Origin of the sequence: Flavobacterium calami (genome assembly GCF_038290035.1) — a bacterium.
GTDB classification, from domain to species: Bacteria; Bacteroidota; Bacteroidia; order Flavobacteriales; family Flavobacteriaceae; genus Flavobacterium; species Flavobacterium calami.
Window position 1 is genome coordinate 222469 of record NZ_JBBYHS010000003.1, and the last position, 16968, is coordinate 239436.

Annotated in this window: 15 protein-coding genes; 9 read left to right on the forward strand and 6 right to left on the reverse strand. The window is 35.3% G+C overall.

The window, feature by feature from the left end:
• Window positions 1-43 precede the first annotated feature (43 nt).
• From AAEO57_RS03940 to AAEO57_RS03950, 3 genes are all read right to left on the reverse strand, one after another.
• Window positions 44-1264, reverse strand: coding sequence for a TCR/Tet family MFS transporter (locus AAEO57_RS03940; protein ID WP_341689693.1), 1221 nt, complete (start codon window positions 1262-1264; stop codon window positions 44-46).
• An 84-nt stretch (window positions 1265-1348) separates the two neighbouring features.
• A complete protein-coding gene (gene odhB, locus AAEO57_RS03945; RefSeq protein ID WP_341689695.1) occupies window positions 1349-2590 on the reverse strand; it encodes a 2-oxoglutarate dehydrogenase complex dihydrolipoyllysine-residue succinyltransferase in 1242 nt (413 codons plus the stop codon).
• Window positions 2591-2683: 93 nt separating this feature from the next.
• Entirely contained in the window at window positions 2684-5461 is a 2778-nt protein-coding gene (locus AAEO57_RS03950; protein ID WP_341689697.1) for a 2-oxoglutarate dehydrogenase E1 component, read from the reverse strand.
• Between the two features lie 118 nt (window positions 5462-5579).
• Here AAEO57_RS03950 and AAEO57_RS03955 point away from each other — a divergent pair, with 118 nt between their 5' ends.
• Both AAEO57_RS03955 and AAEO57_RS03960 read left to right on the forward strand, forming a co-directional pair.
• Window positions 5580-6134 carry a hypothetical protein gene (locus tag AAEO57_RS03955; protein ID WP_341689699.1) on the forward strand — a complete coding sequence of 185 codons (555 nt, stop codon included), beginning with the start codon at window positions 5580-5582 and terminating at the stop codon, window positions 6132-6134.
• A gap of 53 nt (window positions 6135-6187) precedes the next feature.
• Window positions 6188-6766: a hypothetical protein gene (locus tag AAEO57_RS03960; RefSeq protein ID WP_341689701.1), complete on the forward strand. Its 579-nt coding sequence runs from the start codon at window positions 6188-6190 to the stop codon at window positions 6764-6766.
• Between the two features lie 13 nt (window positions 6767-6779).
• On the opposite strand, the gene AAEO57_RS03965 is transcribed toward AAEO57_RS03960, so the two are convergent.
• From AAEO57_RS03965 to AAEO57_RS03975, 3 genes are all read right to left on the reverse strand, one after another.
• Window positions 6780-7133, reverse strand: coding sequence for a hypothetical protein (locus AAEO57_RS03965; protein WP_341689703.1), 354 nt, complete (start codon window positions 7131-7133; stop codon window positions 6780-6782).
• Between the two features lie 114 nt (window positions 7134-7247).
• The gene (locus AAEO57_RS03970) at window positions 7248-7985 is read right to left on the reverse strand and encodes a hypothetical protein (protein ID WP_341689705.1); all 738 of its coding nucleotides are present in this window, start codon (window positions 7983-7985) and stop codon (window positions 7248-7250) included.
• Between the two features lie 11 nt (window positions 7986-7996).
• On the reverse strand, window positions 7997-8971 hold the full coding sequence (locus AAEO57_RS03975; RefSeq protein WP_341689707.1) for a polyprenyl synthetase family protein: 975 nt from the start codon (window positions 8969-8971) through the stop codon (window positions 7997-7999).
• A 247-nt stretch (window positions 8972-9218) separates the two neighbouring features.
• Between AAEO57_RS03975 and AAEO57_RS03980 the strand changes: the two genes are divergently transcribed.
• From AAEO57_RS03980 to AAEO57_RS04010, 7 genes are all read left to right on the forward strand, one after another.
• Window positions 9219-9740 (forward strand): YceI family protein, encoded by a 522-nt coding sequence (locus tag AAEO57_RS03980; protein ID WP_341689709.1) that lies wholly within the window; start codon window positions 9219-9221, stop codon window positions 9738-9740.
• Between the two features lie 108 nt (window positions 9741-9848).
• Entirely contained in the window at window positions 9849-10448 is a 600-nt protein-coding gene (locus tag AAEO57_RS03985) for a TetR/AcrR family transcriptional regulator (protein ID WP_341689711.1), read from the forward strand.
• A 19-nt stretch (window positions 10449-10467) separates the two neighbouring features.
• Window positions 10468-11802, forward strand: a complete 1335-nt coding sequence (locus tag AAEO57_RS03990; protein WP_341689713.1) for a TolC family protein — start codon at window positions 10468-10470, stop codon at window positions 11800-11802.
• An 8-nt stretch (window positions 11803-11810) separates the two neighbouring features.
• Window positions 11811-12878, forward strand: a complete 1068-nt coding sequence (locus AAEO57_RS03995; protein WP_341689715.1) for an efflux RND transporter periplasmic adaptor subunit — start codon at window positions 11811-11813, stop codon at window positions 12876-12878.
• Between the two features lie 112 nt (window positions 12879-12990).
• Complete coding sequence (locus AAEO57_RS04000) at window positions 12991-16167, forward strand: efflux RND transporter permease subunit (RefSeq protein WP_341689717.1); 3177 nt, start codon at window positions 12991-12993, stop codon at window positions 16165-16167.
• Between the two features lie 161 nt (window positions 16168-16328).
• Window positions 16329-16661, forward strand: a complete 333-nt coding sequence (locus AAEO57_RS04005) for a hypothetical protein (protein WP_341689719.1) — start codon at window positions 16329-16331, stop codon at window positions 16659-16661.
• Between the two features lie 3 nt (window positions 16662-16664).
• A complete protein-coding gene (locus AAEO57_RS04010; protein ID WP_341689721.1) occupies window positions 16665-16967 on the forward strand; it encodes a hypothetical protein in 303 nt (100 codons plus the stop codon).
• Window position 16968: the final 1 nt, after the last annotated feature.

The window sequence follows — 16968 nt, forward strand, 5'->3', positions numbered from 1 at the left end:
TTAAAAAATAGGAATTTGGGATTTTGTACATTTATAAATTTGATTAATTATTCGAATACTTTTTCAATGAAAGGTAAGAAACAATTCCACTGCTCATCATCAATAAACCACCAAGAATAAAAGGCATTCCCGGAAACTCAAATGGTGCGTCCTGATGCGTGAAATAATAAAAAAGACTCGACATTACCGGCGGACCAATAATCGTTGCAGCACTCATTAAACTTGCAATAGTACCCTGTATTTCTCCTTGTTCTGTTGGCGAAACACTTCCTGAAATTATAGAACGCAATGCTGGTCCTGCAATTCCGGCCAAACAATACGGAATCAAAAAAAGAAACATCATCCAGCTTTCTGAAACAAAAGCAAACAGAAACATCGCAAGCGTATATAAAGCCATTCCAATATAAATACTTTTTTTGTTTCCTAATTTTCGGCTGGTCCATCGTATCAAACCGCCCTGAACAAGACTAACCAAAACTCCTACGACGCCTAGCGAAATTCCCACCATTTTTTCATCCCAGCTAAATTTATACATGGTAAAATAACTCCAGTTACTTTCTACGGCATGTGCTGCTATGTAAATCAAAAACAACGCAATCAGCAATCCATAAAGCGAAGGGTACTTCCTTAAGTTCAAAAAAACACCTATTGGATTGGCTCTTTTTAAATTAACTGATCTCCTGTTTTCTTTTGATAATGATTCGGGTAGAATAAAATAACCGTAAAGAAAATTCATCAGACACAAAACTGCTGCTGCATAAAACGGAATTCTGGATCCATAATGTCCCAGAATACCTCCAAGAACAGGACCTATTATAAATCCCAGTCCAAAAGCTACACCAATCATTCCGAAATTTTTGGCTCTGTTTTCCGGCGTACTTACATCAGCGATATAAGCAGAAGCCGTTGAAATACTTGCCCCGGTTAATCCGGCTATTATTCTTCCTACAAACAGCCATGTAATTGTTGGGGCAAATGCCAATAAAATATAATCCAGAGCAAAGGCAAAAAGCGAAATTAAAATGATTGGTCTTCGTCCAAATTTATCACTCAAATTACCAATCAAAGGCGCAAACAAAAATTGTGTCATCGCATAAGCAAATGTCAGCCACCCACCATATTTTGCGGCTTCACTCACATCTCCGTGTATTAATTCTTTAATCAGTTTGGGAATAACCGGAATAATGATTCCCCATCCCGTAATATCTATTAACATGGTGATGAAGATAAAACCTATTGCTGCCTGTTTTTTCTTAGTTGACATAAATGAGTGGTTAGTTAGGCAAATAAACAAAAAATCCGTTTAGAAGTTCTAAACGGATTTTTTTATTTCTAAGAATTTATTTGATTACAACTCTAATGCTCTTTTAGCATCACCGTTCATCAATAATTCTACCGGATTTTCTAAAGCTTCTTTAACTGCAACCAAGAAACCAACAGACTCACGTCCATCGATGATTCTGTGATCGTAAGAAAGAGCCACATACATCATTGGGTGAATTTCAACTTTACCGTTTACAGCGATTGGACGCTCGATAATGTTGTGCATTCCTAAGATTCCTGACTGAGGAGGATTGATGATTGGCGTAGATAACATACTTCCGAAAACACCACCGTTAGTGATTGTGAAAGTTCCACCTGTCATATCATCAACAGTAATTTGTCCGTCACGTGCTCTTAAAGCTAATCTTTTGATTTCAGCTTCGATTCCGCGGAAAGTTAAAAGTTCAGCGTTACGAACTACAGGAACCATTAATCCTTTTGGTCCTGAAACTGCGATTGAGATGTCAGCAAAATCGTAAGCGATTTTGTAATCACCATCCATCATTGAGTTCACATCCGGATATAATTGTAAAGCTCTTGTAACTGCTTTTGTAAAGAATGACATGAATCCTAAACCAAGACCACCGTGTTTCGCTTTGAAAGCATCTTTGTACTCGTTACGAATCTGGTTGATTGGCGTCATGTTTACTTCGTTGAAAGTAGTCAGCATAGCTGTTTCGTTCTTAGCCGAAACTAATCTTTCTGCTACTTTACGGCGTAACATTGATAATTTTGTACGCTCAGTTCCACGGCTTCCACCCGTTGGAGTTCCCATAGAAGGTACTGCGTTTACAGCATCATCTTTAGTGATTCTTCCTCCTTTACCAGTTCCTGAAACTGATGCTGGAGCAATATTTTTCTCGTCTAATATTTTTCTTGCTGCCGGAGATGGAGTTCCTGCTGCATAGCTTGTAGCTGCCGGAGCCTGAACTGGCTCTGCTTTTGGAGCCTCAGCTTTTACTTCTGCTTTTGGAGCTTCAGCCTTAGGAGCCTCTGCCGCTGGTGCAGCTGCTGAACCAGATGGTTTTGCAGCGCTTGTGTCAATTAAACAAACTACAGCCCCTACTGCTACTGTATCGCCTTCTTCAGCTTTTAGCGTAATTGTACCGCTCATTTCAGCAGGCAGTTCAAGAGTCGCTTTGTCTGAATCAACTTCAGCAATCGCCTGATCTTTTTCTACATAATCACCGTCTTTTACTAACCAAGTTGCAATTTCAACTTCTTTTATTGATTCCCCTGGTGATGGGACTTTCATTTCTAAAATCATCTTGTTTTTGTTTAAGTTTTTTTTGGTTTCAAGTTTCAGGTTTCAGGTTGTTAAACTTTGAAACCTGAAACTTGAAACCTGAAACATTTTTTGTTATCTAAATAAATTTTTATCAAATACCATTCTGATTGCATCTGCATGACGGCGTTTTGCACGTGTATAACTTCCTGCAGCCGGAGCCGCGTAAGCTTTCAATGAAGCCAGTCTCCATTTTACAAGATCAAAATTCATTAACATAAAGCTGTAAGCTCCCATGTTTTTAGGCTCTTCCTGTGCCCAAACATAATCATCTGCTTTTGGATATTTTGCAATGATTTCTTTGATTTGTTCAGCCGGGAAAGGGAATAATTGCTCAATACGAACAATTGCAACATCTTTTCTTCCGTTGTTTTCTCTTTCTGCAGCAATATCATAGTAGAATTTACCTGTACAGAAAACCAGTGTTTTTACATCTTTTTTGTTTACTGTAGTATCATCGATAGTTTCCTGGAAGCTTCCAGTTGCTAATTCTTCAACTGAAGACACACATCTTGGATCACGCAATAAACTTTTTGGTGAGAACACTACTAAAGGTTTACGGAAATCTGTTTTCATTTGTCTTCTCAATAAGTGGAAGAAGTTCGCTGGAGTCGTACAATCGACAACATACATATTGTGTCTTGCGCAAAGCTGTAAATAACGCTCCATTCTTGCAGAAGAGTGCTCTGCTCCCTGACCTTCGTATCCGTGAGGTAATAATAAAACAATACCGTTTTGGTTGTTCCATTTATCTTCTCCACAAGAAATATACTGGTCAATCATAATTTGGGCTCCGTTAGAGAAATCTCCAAATTGTGCTTCCCAGATCGTTAAGGCTTTTGGGTTTGCCAAAGCATAACCGTAATCAAACCCTAAAACTCCGTATTCTGATAAAAGAGAGTTGAATACGCCAAAGTTTCCTTTTTTGTTTTCGATATTATTCAATAAGATTACTTCCTCTTCAGAATCTTCAACCTTAACTACCGCATGACGGTGAGAGAAAGTTCCACGCTCTACATCCTGACCAGAAATTCTGACATCAAACCCTTCTGTTAAAAGCGAACCGTAAGCTAAAGCCTCAGCTGTTCCCCAGTCTAAAGTATTGTTATCATATCCAGCCTTTCTGTCAGATACAATTTTATTGATTTTGTTAATGAATTTTTTATCAGATGGTAAAGTAGAAATTGTATTGATAATAGAATCCAATCCTTCTTTAGGGAAAGTAGTATCTACTTTTTTCAACATTACATCATCAGAAACCTGTTGGAAACCTTTCCACTCATTTTGCATGAACGGAGTGATGATTGTCAAATCTTTTTTACGTGAAGCTTCTAAGTTTTCCTCAAGAGCCGTTTTGTATTCTTTTTCTAAAGCATTTACATAACTTGCATCAATTACACCTTCAGACAATAATTTTTCTGCGTAAATGTCTCTTGGATTTTTATGTTTTGCAATGATTTTATATAAAACCGGCTGTGTAAAACGTGGCTCGTCACCTTCGTTGTGACCGTATTTTCTGTATCCTAACAAATCAATAAATACGTCACGGCCAAACTGCATTCTGTAGTCTAATGCAAAAGATACTGCGTGTACAACAGCTTCAGCATCATCAGCATTTACGTGTAATACCGGTGAAAGTGTCACTTTTGCAACGTCTGTACAATAGGTTGATGAACGGGCGTCTAAATAGTTTGTTGTAAATCCAACCTGATTGTTGATTACGATATGAATGGTCCCTCCGGTTTTGTAACCGTCTAATTGTGCCATCTGAATGATTTCATAAAGCAACCCCTGTCCTGCGATTGCAGCATCTCCGTGAACGGCGATTGGTAATACTTTTGAGAAATCGTTAGGGAAATATTTATCTTGTTTTGCTCTTGTAATTCCTTCAATTACTGCTCCTACCGTTTCTAAGTGCGAAGGGTTTGGTGCCAAATTGATATTGATGCTTTTTCCTGATCTTGTTTTTTTGTCGGCAGTAAGTCCTAAGTGGTATTTTACGTCCCCGTCAAAATATTCCTGATCGTAATCTTTACCGTCAAATTCGCTAAAGATATCCTGAGTTGATTTTCCGAAGATGTTTGCCAGAACGTTCAGACGACCACGGTGTGCCATTCCCATTACGAATTGCTCCACTCCTTTTTCTGCAGCCTGCTCGATCAAAGCATCCAAAGCCGGGATGATAGATTCTCCACCTTCCAATGAAAATCGTTTTTGACCTACATATTTAGTATGTAAAAAGTTTTCGAAAGAAACAGCTTCATTTAATTTAGTAAGGATAGTTTGTTTTTCTTCTTTAGAAAAATCAGGCTGATTGTTATTTACACCTAATTTATCCTGAATCCATTTTACAACACCAGGATTTCTGATGTACATATATTCAACACCAATATGCTGACAGTAGATTGCTTTAAGACGAGTGATAATATCCTGAAGCGTACAAGGAGGAACTCCAATAACCTGAGCTGCATCAAAAACGGTAGAAAGATCAGCAGTTGTTAATCCGAAATTTTCAATATCCAAAGTTGGCGATGAAGTTCTGCGATCACGAACCGGATTTGTTTTAGTAAATAAATGACCACGCGTGCGGTAGCCATCAATTAATTTTAAAACGTTAAATTCTTTTTGTAATTTTTCAGAAACTTTACTGTAATCTGTATTGTCGCTAGTCGTTACATACTCAACGATCTGCTGCACAGGATTTTCGTCGTTATAAGTAGTCATTCCAAAGTCAAAACCCTGAAAAAAACTTCTCCAGCTTGGCTCAACACTGTCTGGATTTACTAAATATTGATCGTATAATTGTGCAAAAAACTCGGTATGCGCTGCATTTAGAAATGAAAACCTATCCATAATATTTGAGTGAATATACTTTTTGTTATATAGAATGGCAAAAGTACAACAAACGATATTATTTAAATGATTTTTTTACGTACTTTTACGTAAAAATTTGTTAAAAATAGCCTAAACTATGAAGAAAATTCATCTTTCAATCGTTTTCAAATCATTTTTTGTGATTTTGACACTGTTATTGTCAAGTTCGACTATTGCACAACAACAAAACTATACTATTGACAACACGCCAGGTTTTTGGGATAAGGTGCAATTTGGAGGTGGATTGGGTCTCGGATTTGGTTCTGGTTATACCGATATCTCAGTAATGCCAAGTGCTATTTATAATGTAAACGAAATTGTATCTGTGGGTACCGGCTTGCAATTTGGCTATTTATACTCCAAAAATTATTATGAATCCTTTGTTTATGGAGTAAGTTTTCTAACTTATGTGAATCCGATTCCGCAGGTTCAGCTATCTGCCGAGCTGGAACAGGTAAGAGTTAACACTGATTTCGAAGAAACTTATTACAATCCTTCTTATTCTGACAATTACTGGAACACTGCCTTATATCTTGGAGCCGGTTACAGAACCGGAAATGTAACAGTTGGCGCACGCTTCGATGTCTTGTATAATGATGACAGAAGTTTATACGGATCTGCATTTATGCCTTTTGTGAGAGCGTATTTCTAAAGTTGCTAAGGTTCTGAGATGCTTAGATTCTAAGTTTTTTATAAAGAAGAAATTTGAAAAAATTTATTTTAACAATTACGTCAATTATACTTTTTAGCTGTAACAATTTTAAAAAAGTAGATATTAATAAAGAGAAGGTTGTAAAGAAGGAATTACGACCTTTTTTCGATTCGGATGAAATTGATCATTACTATTTGGACATTTCTGAGGATATTTTTTTTAAGCTCATTAGAAAAGAGACTAAAACTCAAAAAGAAACAGAATTAATCAATATCTACACACATACTTTTCCTGATCGTATTCCAAAAGAAGATTTTGAAAAAATACTTTTAAATCATAATTACAAAAAATCAAATTTATTAATTAAAGACGAAAAAGACATTCAAAGTGTATTCAGTGAAAAAGATTCTTTAAAAAATGATGCGTGCGCTTGTATTGCCGAATATAGAGATGTCTTTGTTTTTAAGAAAAATGCAAAAACAGTTGGAATAGCAAAGATTTGCTTTAAAAATGCTCGTTTCCAGATTATAGGAACTAAAATAAATACTGAAGGTTTTGGATTAATTAATGAATTAGATAAATTAGAAAGCATTGTTCGCAAAGAAGAAAAACTTAGCAGCTTAGAACCTTAGTAACTTAGAACCTTTATTTGTAGAAATTCCGAAACCAAACCTTCTGCCATTCTCTCTTCAAAATTAAAAAAGCAACCTGTTCTGCTAGAATAACCAAATCTGATCCGTCGAGCTGTTTGATTTCATTTTCAGGAACATCAATTATATAGAGCAGATTGAGATATTCAGCAAATTTGTACTGAATCATTCTGTAGATTTTTTCGTGAAGCTGAATTTTTAATTCCTCCGGAGTGATGCTCAGCGGAAAATCTATTCCTTCGTTTGCCAGATTAAAATCTTTATTGAGCTGCTCAATCAGTTTGAGATATAAAGATTCCTTTTGAGCTTCTTCGAATAACAAATCGGTATTTAATGGAGAAACATACATAGTTTTTCAATTTCAAAATTCAATGGCAATGGCAATTTCAATACCGAAATAATCTCAAAAGTCAATAGCAATTTCAATAACAATGGTAATTTTCAGAATCAATTTCAATTACAATCAAGATTGGCTCGTTATGGTTTTTAATTTCCAATAATCAACAATCTTAGACAAAAGGACATCGCCTCCCGCATAAAAAAAAACAGCTCCCATTGGCGGATTTGCCGCCGGAATTAACCCGAAGGTTTTTGGAATCCATTTCCAGCATTGAAAATAGGTTCCGGCAAGCTCAATAAATATAACACAAAGGGCGATGAAATAATACAAGTTCTGCCATTTTTTTCTCTTTAAAACCCAAAAGAAAAGTACTCCGAAAATCAGTGAAAAAACATCTTTCAGAAGAATTCCAACAGACAAAAACAATAAAGAGAATCCAACTGCAAAATACTTCCTTAAAAGTGTATCATTTTTAAGAGCCCATTGAGTATGTGCAAAAACATAACCCGAAGCATACACAATCGCATGACCAAAAGGCACATATAGCGGAATAACGGTTGTCCTGTAATTATACATTCCGAGTACAGTACAAAAAAGCACTTCTCCAATATAAGACAAAAAGACCATTACAAACATGAGTTTCCTCAGATAGGAACCAGAAACCCAAAAGAAAAAAGAAAAATAAAGTATGGCTAAAACATTGGTAATTTGTCGCCCGTCAAAATAATTTTCATTAAAAGCAACACTGTCAATTCCTAAAGCGAAAAGAGTAAAGAAAGGAAAACATACCGCAAAAAACAACTGCTTTCTGGCATTACTATTTCTGTCAGTAAAAAAAAGGGCATTTACTATGGCATCCATAATTTTTTGTATTAAACCTTTCTACCCATCAGATTTTCGCCAAAAGTTTTCAGAATATTTTTCTTTTTTGCGTTGATGTCCATTTTTTCAAGCATTTCAAAAGCTTTAAAAGTATACATTTCTATCGCTTTCTGAGTCGCATCTGAAGCACCTGATTCGTTAAAAATCGCTTTAGCATTTTCTATCTTATCTTTGTTCTCTTCCAGCTGCAAACCGAATAACCTTTGCAATTCTGCCACTTTTTCAGGAGTCGAAAACTCAACAGCTTTTAAGTACAAATAGGTTTTTTTGTTTTCGATAATATCTCCTCCTACTTGTTTTCCGAAAGTTTCAGGATCTCCAAAAGCATCTAAATAATCATCCTGCAACTGAAAAGCCAATCCCAAATTAAGTCCGAAATTATAAATCAAATCTGCTTCTTTTTCAGATGTTTTTGCTACGATGGCGCCCATTTTCATGGCTGCAGCAACCAAAACAGCTGTTTTGTATTCAATCATTTTCAGATATTCAGGAATCGTAACATCTGTACGGGATTCAAAATCAACATCCCATTGCTGGCCTTCGCAGACTTCGAGTGCCGTTTTACTGAAAAGTTTCGCTAAATCCCTAAAAATCTCGGGTTCATATTGTTCAAAATATTGATACGCCAAGATAAGCATTGCATCTCCGGATAGAATTCCGGTATTTAAATTCCATTTTTCATGAACAGTAACCTGACCTCTTCTTAAAGGCGCATCATCCATAATATCATCATGAACCAAAGAGAAATTATGAAAAACTTCTACCGCCATCGCAGCCGGAAGCGCTTTTTTATAATCGGCATCAAAAACTTCTGCCGCCATTAAAGTTAGTACCGGACGCATCCGTTTGCCGCCAAGTCCTAAAATATATTCAATAGGTTCATAAAGGTTTTTAGGCTCTTTGCTTATGTTTTGGCTTTTTAGATAATTAATAAAAAAATCCTGGTACTGGCTAATATCGTGCATAAAATGAATTTCTGATTTGCGAGGCTCAAAGATACAATTCAAATATTAATTATATCCTAAAATTTAAATCCCAAACAGACTTTAAGAATTACCCTCGTTATGACTCCTTTTTAACCTGTTAAAATTATTCCAAAAAAAACATGGAAACTTTTTTGGTATTTTGAGTTTCCTGTCTATATTTGCACACGGAAACTAGAAACACTAAAAAAGTTTCCAAAAGAATTTAAGCGATATAAATCAAATATTTATGAGAACAACATGGACTTTAGATTCAAGCCAGTCGGATGTTTTAATTAAAATGAGACATTCGATTATTGCTTATTTAGGAGGAACCACAAATAAATTTGATGGTTATGTAAACATTGAAGACAATGAAATTGAGGATGCTTCTGTCGAATTTTCTTTAGACATAAACAATAAAAATGATAGTTTTCAGCAAATCGATTCACATTTACAGCTAAATGATTTGTTTAATGTTAGCGAACATCCTATCATCAGTTTCAAATCAACTTCTTTTCAAAAAGTAAACAATAACATCAATTTCTTTAAAGGTGATTTAACGATAAAAGATGTTACTAAAGTGGTAGAACTGGATGCCGAATTTATTGGAGTCAACACTTACAATGGGGAGAAAAAAGTAGCCTTTGAAATTAAAGGAGATATCAAACGTCAGGATTTTGGACTGGATTATAATTCATTTAATCATAATGGAGGACTGGCACTTGGAAAAGATATCAAGCTTATTGCAAATTTAGAATTTAGCATATAAATCTTACGTGATGAATAAATTAATGTAAAATTATTACAATTATGACGGAAACTTTTTCGTTAAATTTAGTTTCCTTGGTATATTTGTAATACAATTTTAAAATGAGAGATGAAAGATAAAATTATATCAAAAGCAAGTGATTTGTTTTTAAAACTGGGGTTTAAGAGTGTTACAATGGATGATATTGCAGGAGAAATGTGTATTTCGAAAAAAACGATATACAAATATTTCTGTAACAAAGAAGTTTTAATTGAAGAAAGCACAGCAACGGTTCACAAACAGGTTCATGATTTAATTGACACCATTGTAGCCAAAGATTATAATTCGATTCAGGAAAATTTTGAAATCAGAGAAATGTTTCGTGATATGTTTAAAAATAACATTGACACCTCTCCTATTTATCAGCTAAAAAAGCATTATCCTGAAATCTATCAGACGGTACTAACAAAAGAAATCGACCAGTGTACACAATATTTTAGAGCCAATATTGAAAAAGGAATCCGTGAAGGGTTTTATCGCAAAGACCTGAATATAGATGTTTACGTAAAATTTTATTACACCCTGGTTTTTCACATTAACGAGACAACGATTTCTGAAAGAGAAGCCCAAAAAATGGAATTAGAAGCTTTAGAATATCATACCAGAGCCATGGCAACCGAAAAAGGAATACAGGAACTGGAAAAACAACTTAAAAAATTTACAATTTAATCGTCAATCTATAAACTATATGAAAAGAATAATTCTAATATTTTTGTGCTCCGCTGGCCTTTCAGCCAATGCGCAAGTCACGACACTTACCTTAAAAGACGCACTTAATTATGCGCTTCAAAACAAAGCAGAAGCCAAAAAGTCCAAATTGCAGATTGAAAACAGCGAATATCAAATTCAGGAAATTCGTTCAAGAGCATTGCCACAAATTTCGGCTAATGGTAATTTGACATACAATCCAGTCATTCAGACAACCGTTATTGACGGAGCAGGATTTGGTCAGCCGGGAACTACAATTCAGGCTGCGTTTGGTCAGAAATGGACATCAACTGCAGGGGTTTCTTTAACTCAGGCAATCTTTGATCAGGCTGTTTTTACAGGATTGAGAGCCGCACAAACTACACGTGAATTTTACCAAATAAACGATCAGTTAACAGAAGAACAAGTCATAGAAAGAGTAGCAAACAATTATTATTCTGTTTATGTACAACGTGAAAGATTAATCCTTTTAGACAGTACTTATGCCAATACTACAAAAGTTCATGATATTGTAAAAGGACAATTTGAAAACGGCTTAGCCAAAAAAATTGATCTGGATCGAATTGTTGTAAAATTATCAAATATTGACACAGACCGCCAACAGGTTAAAAATCAGGTTGAATTACAGGAAAATGCTTTAAAGTTTTACATGGGTATGCCTATCGAAACTCAGATAGAAATTCCGAAAAAAGAATTTGAAGCTGTACCTGCAGCTTTGACAGAAGTCCCAAATGTAGAAAACAGAACAGAATATCAGCTTTTGAAAAAACAGGAAGAATTATTAGTATTTCAAAAGAAAGCAGTACAGGCCGAGTATTATCCGACACTTTCATTAAGTGCAGGCTATAACTATATTGGTCAGGGGCCTGAAATGCCCTGGTTTGCAAAACCTGAAAAAGGGGTTTACTGGTCAGACTTCTCAGCAATTGGCTTAAACCTGCACATCCCTATTTTTACAGGATTTGGAACCCGCGCAAGAGTAAGACAGGCTGATGTTGAAATCAGATCAATTCAGGAAGACATGAAAGACACGAAATTGTCGCTGGATCTGGATTACAGAAATGCAATGACTCAAATCAATAATAATATGGTTACTATTGAGAATCAAAGAGAAAATATGCGCTTAGCCCGTGAGATTTTAAGCAATACAAAAAACAATTATCTTCAGGGATTAGCATCTTTAACCGATTTACTGGATGCAGAAAATGCACATCAGGAAGCTCAAAACAATTTTACCAGAGCAGTTTTAAATTATAAAATTGCCGAAATATCTCTAATCAAATCAAAAGGCGAACTAAAAACTCTTATTAAATAACTGAACAAATGAAAAAAATTATTATAACAATTGTAGTCATAGTTGGAGCATTAGCACTAATTGGATTCGTATTAACAAAAAACAAAGCCGAGAACAAAGCTAAAACTGATATCGTTGCCGAGAAAAATGCTGCTGTTTCTGTTAAAGTGGCAACTGTAAAAACAGAAGATGTTAATCTTGGTTTTACTGCAAACGGAAACTTTGCACCAATTCAGGAATTGACTTTCTCTGCTGAAAAATCTGGAAAAGTAATTAGTGTTTTAGTAAAAGAAGGTGATTATGTAAGAGTTGGACAAACTCTTTTAACAGTAAGAGGAGATGTTATCAATGTAAATGCACAACAAGCTCAGGCAGTGTATCAAAATGCAAAATCGGATTATGCTAGATACGAAAATGCTTTTAAAACTGGCGGTGTAACAAAACAACAATTAGATCAGGCAAAATTGGCTTTGACAAACGCACAATCTAACTTGACACAAGCTAATATCAATGTTGGAGATACTAAAGTAAAAGCTCCAATTAACGGATATATCAACAAAAAATATGTTGAGCCAGGATCTATTTTAGCTGGAATGCCTGCAACTGCTTTGTTTGATATCGTAAATGTATCTAAATTAAAATTAACTGTTACAGTAAACGAAAGCCAAGTAGCAAGCTTAAAATTAGGAAACACAGTAAACATTACTGCAAGTGTTTATCCTGACAAAACTTTCTCTGGAAAAATTACTTTTATTGCTGCAAAAGCAGATGCTTCTTTGAACTTCCCTGTTGAGATCGAAATTACAAACAATGCGAATAACGATTTAAAAGCGGGTATGTACGGAACTGCAAACTTTGGTTCTAATAACCAAAAACAAAACTTGAAAGTGGTTCCTAGAAATGCGTTTGTTGGTAGTGTAAGCAGTAACGAAATTTTCGTAGTTGAAAATAATATTGCAAAATTGAAAAAAGTCGTTGCTGGAAGAATCTTAGGAGATAAAGTTGAAATAATTAGTGGTTTGAATGATGGGGATGTAGTAATTACTACAGGTCAAATCAACTTACAAGACGGAAATACAGTAGAAATTATTAAATAAAAGTAATTAGTGATTAAGAGATTAGTCCTTAGTTTTTGCGCATAGCATTAAAAACGAGGAATTAAAAACTAAGGACTAGGAACTAAAAACTAAGAACTTAATAAAAAAACATATGAAATTAGCCGAAATATCCATAAAACGTCCGTCGTTAGTAATTGTATTGTTTACAATTCTAATTTTAGGTGGATTGTTCAGCTACAGCCAGTTAGGCTACGAGCTGATTCCAAAATTCGAAACCAACGTTATTACGGTTTCTACTGTTTATCCTGGAGCTTCTCCAAGTGAGGTTGAAAATACGGTAACAAAGAAAATTGAGGATGCGATTGCGTCTTTGGAAAATATCAAAAAAATTGACTCAAAATCTTATGAGAGTTTATCTGTAGTATCAATTACATTGCTTTCTACTGCAAATGTTGATATTTCGATGAACGATGCACAACGAAAAATCAATGCAATTTTGAGTGATTTACCAGATGATGCTGATCCGCCGTCATTAACAAAATTCTCTTTGAGTGATTTACCAATTATGACGCTTGGTGCAAATGGTAAAATGGATGAAGCAGAATTTTACGATTTGATCGATAAAAAGATTGCGCCAGTTTTATCTCGTGTACAAGGGGTTGCTCAGGTAAATATTATTGGTGGGCAGGAACGTGAGATTCAGGTAAATCTTGACGCTGTAAAAATGCAGGGTTACGGACTTTCAGTTCCTCAGGTGCAGCAGACTATTTTAACTTCGAATCTGGATTTCCCAACGGGTAACATCCAAACTCGTAATCAAAAAATATTAATCCGTTTAGCGGGTAAATATAAAAACGTTGAAGAATTAAGAAACTTAGTGGTTTCTTCACAAGACGGAATCCAAGTTCGTTTAGGAGATATCGCTGACGTTCAGGATACACAAAAAATCGCGGAAAAAATTGCGCGTGTTGACCAAAAAAGTGCAATCGTACTTCAAATTGTAAAACAATCAGATGCAAATGCCGTTGCGGTAAGTGAGCAGTTAATTAAAACAATCAAAACATTAGAGACAGATTACAAATCGGCTCAATTGAAATTGGATGTAGCAAAAGACAGTACTGTATTTACGCTTGAAGCAGCAGACTCTGTTGTACATGACTTGTTAATTGCAGTTATTCTGGTAGCCTTTGTAATGTTGTTCTTCTTACACAGTATTAGAAACTCATTGATTGTAATGGTTTCTATTCCTGCCTCTTTGATTGCAACATTTATTGGAATTTATTTATTAGGTTACACGCTTAACTTAATGTCTTTACTTGGTTTATCTCTTGTTGTTGGTATTCTTGTGGATGATGCCATCGTTGTATTAGAGAATATTTACCGACATATGGAGATGGGTAAAAGCCGAATCCGTGCGTCTTATGATGGAACTGCCGAAATTGGAGGTACAGTAACTTCGATTACTTTAGTAATTGTGGTGGTGTTCCTGCCTATCGCAATGAGTACAGGATTGGTATCGAACATTATTACACAATTCTGTGTTACGGTAATTATTTCTACGATGTTCTCATTATTAGCTTCATTTACTATTATTCCGTGGTTGTCTTCACGTTTTGGAAAATTAGAGCATATAGAAGGTAAAAATCTATTCGGAAAAGTTATCCTTGGATTCGAAAGCTATTTGACTCGTTTTACAAACTGGGTATCTAACTTACTAAACTGGTGTTTAGATCACTATATTAAAACTATAGTAATTGTATTAGTAATGTTCTTTGGATCGATCTTCTGGTTAATGGGAGGTGGTTATATTGGAGGAGAGTTCTTCGCATCATCTGATAGTGGTGAATTCTTAGTTCAAATTGAGATGCCGAAAGATGCTTCTTTGGAACAAACCAACTTTATGACGCAAAAAGCAGAAGCTTTCTTAAAAGGAGAGAAATATGTTTTCAGCCAAATTACAACTGTAGGACAAACCAGTGAAGGTTTAGGAGCAGCACAGGCTACTGCTTACAAAGCGGAGATTGACGTTAAAATGATCGAGCAAAAAGATCGTACAGATGACGCAAACGTTTATGCAGCAAAAACAAAACGTAAATTAGAGAAAATATTAGTTGGTGCCAAAGTAAAAACCGTTCCTGTAGGTATCTTAGGAACAGCAGAAGATGCAACTTTAGGTTTGATCGTAACAGGTCCGAACGTAGAAAGTGCTATGAAATTTGCAAAATTAGCCGAAGCTGAATTACGCACTATTCCTGGAACAACTGAGATTAAATTAACAGTTGAAGACGGAAATCCAGAGATCAACGTTCAGGTTGACAGAGATAAAATGGCTGCTTTAGGATTGACACTGCAAACAGTTGGTTTAACTATGCAGACAGCTTACAGCGGTAATACTGACGGTAAATTTAGAGCTGGTGAATACGAATACGACATCAACATCAAATACAACGAATTTGATAGAAAAAACATTACCGATGTTAGTAATTTGATTTTCATCAACAATGCTGGTCAGCAGATTAAATTAAACCAATTCGCAACTATTACAGAAGGTTCTGGACCAAGTAAATTAGAGCGTAGAGATAAAACAGCTTCTGTAACCGTACAAGGTCAGAACGTTGGGGTGCCAGCAGGAACAATTGTTACGCAATGGCAGGAAAAATTAGATAAATTACAAAAACCAACTGGAGTAAACTATATCTGGGGAGGTGACCAGGAAAACCAATCAGAAGGTTTTGGTACTTTAGGAATTGCATTATTAGCCGCTATTATTTTGGTTTACCTTGTAATGGTAGGTTTATATGACAGTTTTGTTCACCCGTTTGTGGTATTGTTCGCGATTCCGCTTTCGTTCATTGGAGTTTTATTTGCACTAGCATTAACAAACAATACTTTAAATATCTTTACCATTTTGGGAGTCATCATGTTGATTGGTCTGGTGTGTAAGAATGCGATCATGCTTGTCGATTATACCAATCAGCGAAGAGCGGCTGGAGAATCAATCAGAACAGCATTAATTCAGGCAAACCACGCTCGTTTACGTCCGATCTTGATGACAACAATTGCGATGGTATTTGGTATGTTCCCAATTGCATTAGCAGCTGGAGCGGGAGCAGAATGGAAAAACGGATTGGCTTGGGTAATTATTGGAGGTTTGATCTCTTCACTATTCCTAACGTTAATTGTGGTTCCGGTAATCTATGACATCATGGAGAAAATCATTAGAAAGTTCTCTAAAGGAGAAAAAATCGATTATGAAGCTGAAATGGTGGCTGATTATGAGCCAACTGAAGTAAGCGAAGACGGTTTTAATCCTAAACATACGCATTAATTAATTGTTGATTTTAATTTAAATTGGAAAACCTGTTCATTAATTTGAACAGGTTTTTTTGTTTAATTTACTTTTAAATCGCACTTCTTATTTGGAACAAATAAAAATAATTTGTTTTGTGTTAATTCAAAAACTAAATTTGCAGTATAAAATTTCAGATTATGATAACAATAGCAAGTCTTATCGTTTTTTTTGCCTTTTACACTTTGTATTACACTTCTAAAAAAGCTGTTTTATCTTATGATTTAGGTTTTGAAAAATGGATGCAGAAAAATCCGAAACAAACCAAATTGACAGGATTAGCTTTACTCATAACTGCTTACGGATTTTGGCTTTTTACACAATCACTGGGCTGCGGAACTTTACTTTTTTTCATTCAGTTAATGGCTGTCGGAAGCTTAATTGTTTTGCTGACACCACTAAAAAAAATAAGCCCCATAACATTATTCATACTTTTTATAATTATAGCTTCATTAGAATTTTATTACGCTTAATTCATGCCTGCAAATCCAAAATACTTAACACAGTCCAAATGGCAACGATTTGCCAAAATTACAGCTGCTATTCTGGGCGGTTATTTTGTTTCCGTTACGTTTCATTTGGCTTTAGCATCATGGTTTGATCGCGCAAACATTCTTATCACCATGGCTTTTAGCGGTTTTATCCTTTGGGTAGCGCTTATGGTTGTCGCTTTTTTAGCTAAAAACGGATGGAAAATCTGGATGGTTTACATATTCATTTCACTCCTTTTCTCTCTTTTAATATATTTAGGACAAATCTATAATTCAACAGCGCAATAAC

Bases quoted from the DNA above. Each gene is read 5' to 3' on its own strand.
- AAEO57_RS03940 (WP_341689693.1), bottom strand. From the start codon at position 1,264: ATGTCAACTAAGAAAAAACAGGCAGCAATAGGTTTTATCTTCATCACC.
- odhB (WP_341689695.1), bottom strand. From the start codon at position 2,590: ATGATTTTAGAAATGAAAGTCCCATCACCAGGGGAATCAATAAAAGAA.
- AAEO57_RS03950 (WP_341689697.1), bottom strand. From the start codon at position 5,461: ATGGATAGGTTTTCATTTCTAAATGCAGCGCATACCGAGTTTTTTGCA.
- AAEO57_RS03955 (WP_341689699.1), top strand. From the start codon at position 5,580: ATGAAGAAAATTCATCTTTCAATCGTTTTCAAATCATTTTTTGTGATT.
- AAEO57_RS03965 (WP_341689703.1), bottom strand. From the start codon at position 7,133: ATGTATGTTTCTCCATTAAATACCGATTTGTTATTCGAAGAAGCTCAA.
- AAEO57_RS03970 (WP_341689705.1), bottom strand. From the start codon at position 7,985: ATGGATGCCATAGTAAATGCCCTTTTTTTTACTGACAGAAATAGTAAT.
- AAEO57_RS03975 (WP_341689707.1), bottom strand. From the start codon at position 8,971: ATGCACGATATTAGCCAGTACCAGGATTTTTTTATTAATTATCTAAAA.
- AAEO57_RS03980 (WP_341689709.1), top strand. From the start codon at position 9,219: ATGAGAACAACATGGACTTTAGATTCAAGCCAGTCGGATGTTTTAATT.
- AAEO57_RS03985 (WP_341689711.1), top strand. From the start codon at position 9,849: ATGAAAGATAAAATTATATCAAAAGCAAGTGATTTGTTTTTAAAACTG.
- AAEO57_RS03990 (WP_341689713.1), top strand. From the start codon at position 10,468: ATGAAAAGAATAATTCTAATATTTTTGTGCTCCGCTGGCCTTTCAGCC.
- AAEO57_RS03995 (WP_341689715.1), top strand. From the start codon at position 11,811: ATGAAAAAAATTATTATAACAATTGTAGTCATAGTTGGAGCATTAGCA.
- AAEO57_RS04000 (WP_341689717.1), top strand. From the start codon at position 12,991: ATGAAATTAGCCGAAATATCCATAAAACGTCCGTCGTTAGTAATTGTA.
- AAEO57_RS04005 (WP_341689719.1), top strand. From the start codon at position 16,329: ATGATAACAATAGCAAGTCTTATCGTTTTTTTTGCCTTTTACACTTTG.
- AAEO57_RS04010 (WP_341689721.1), top strand. From the start codon at position 16,665: ATGCCTGCAAATCCAAAATACTTAACACAGTCCAAATGGCAACGATTT.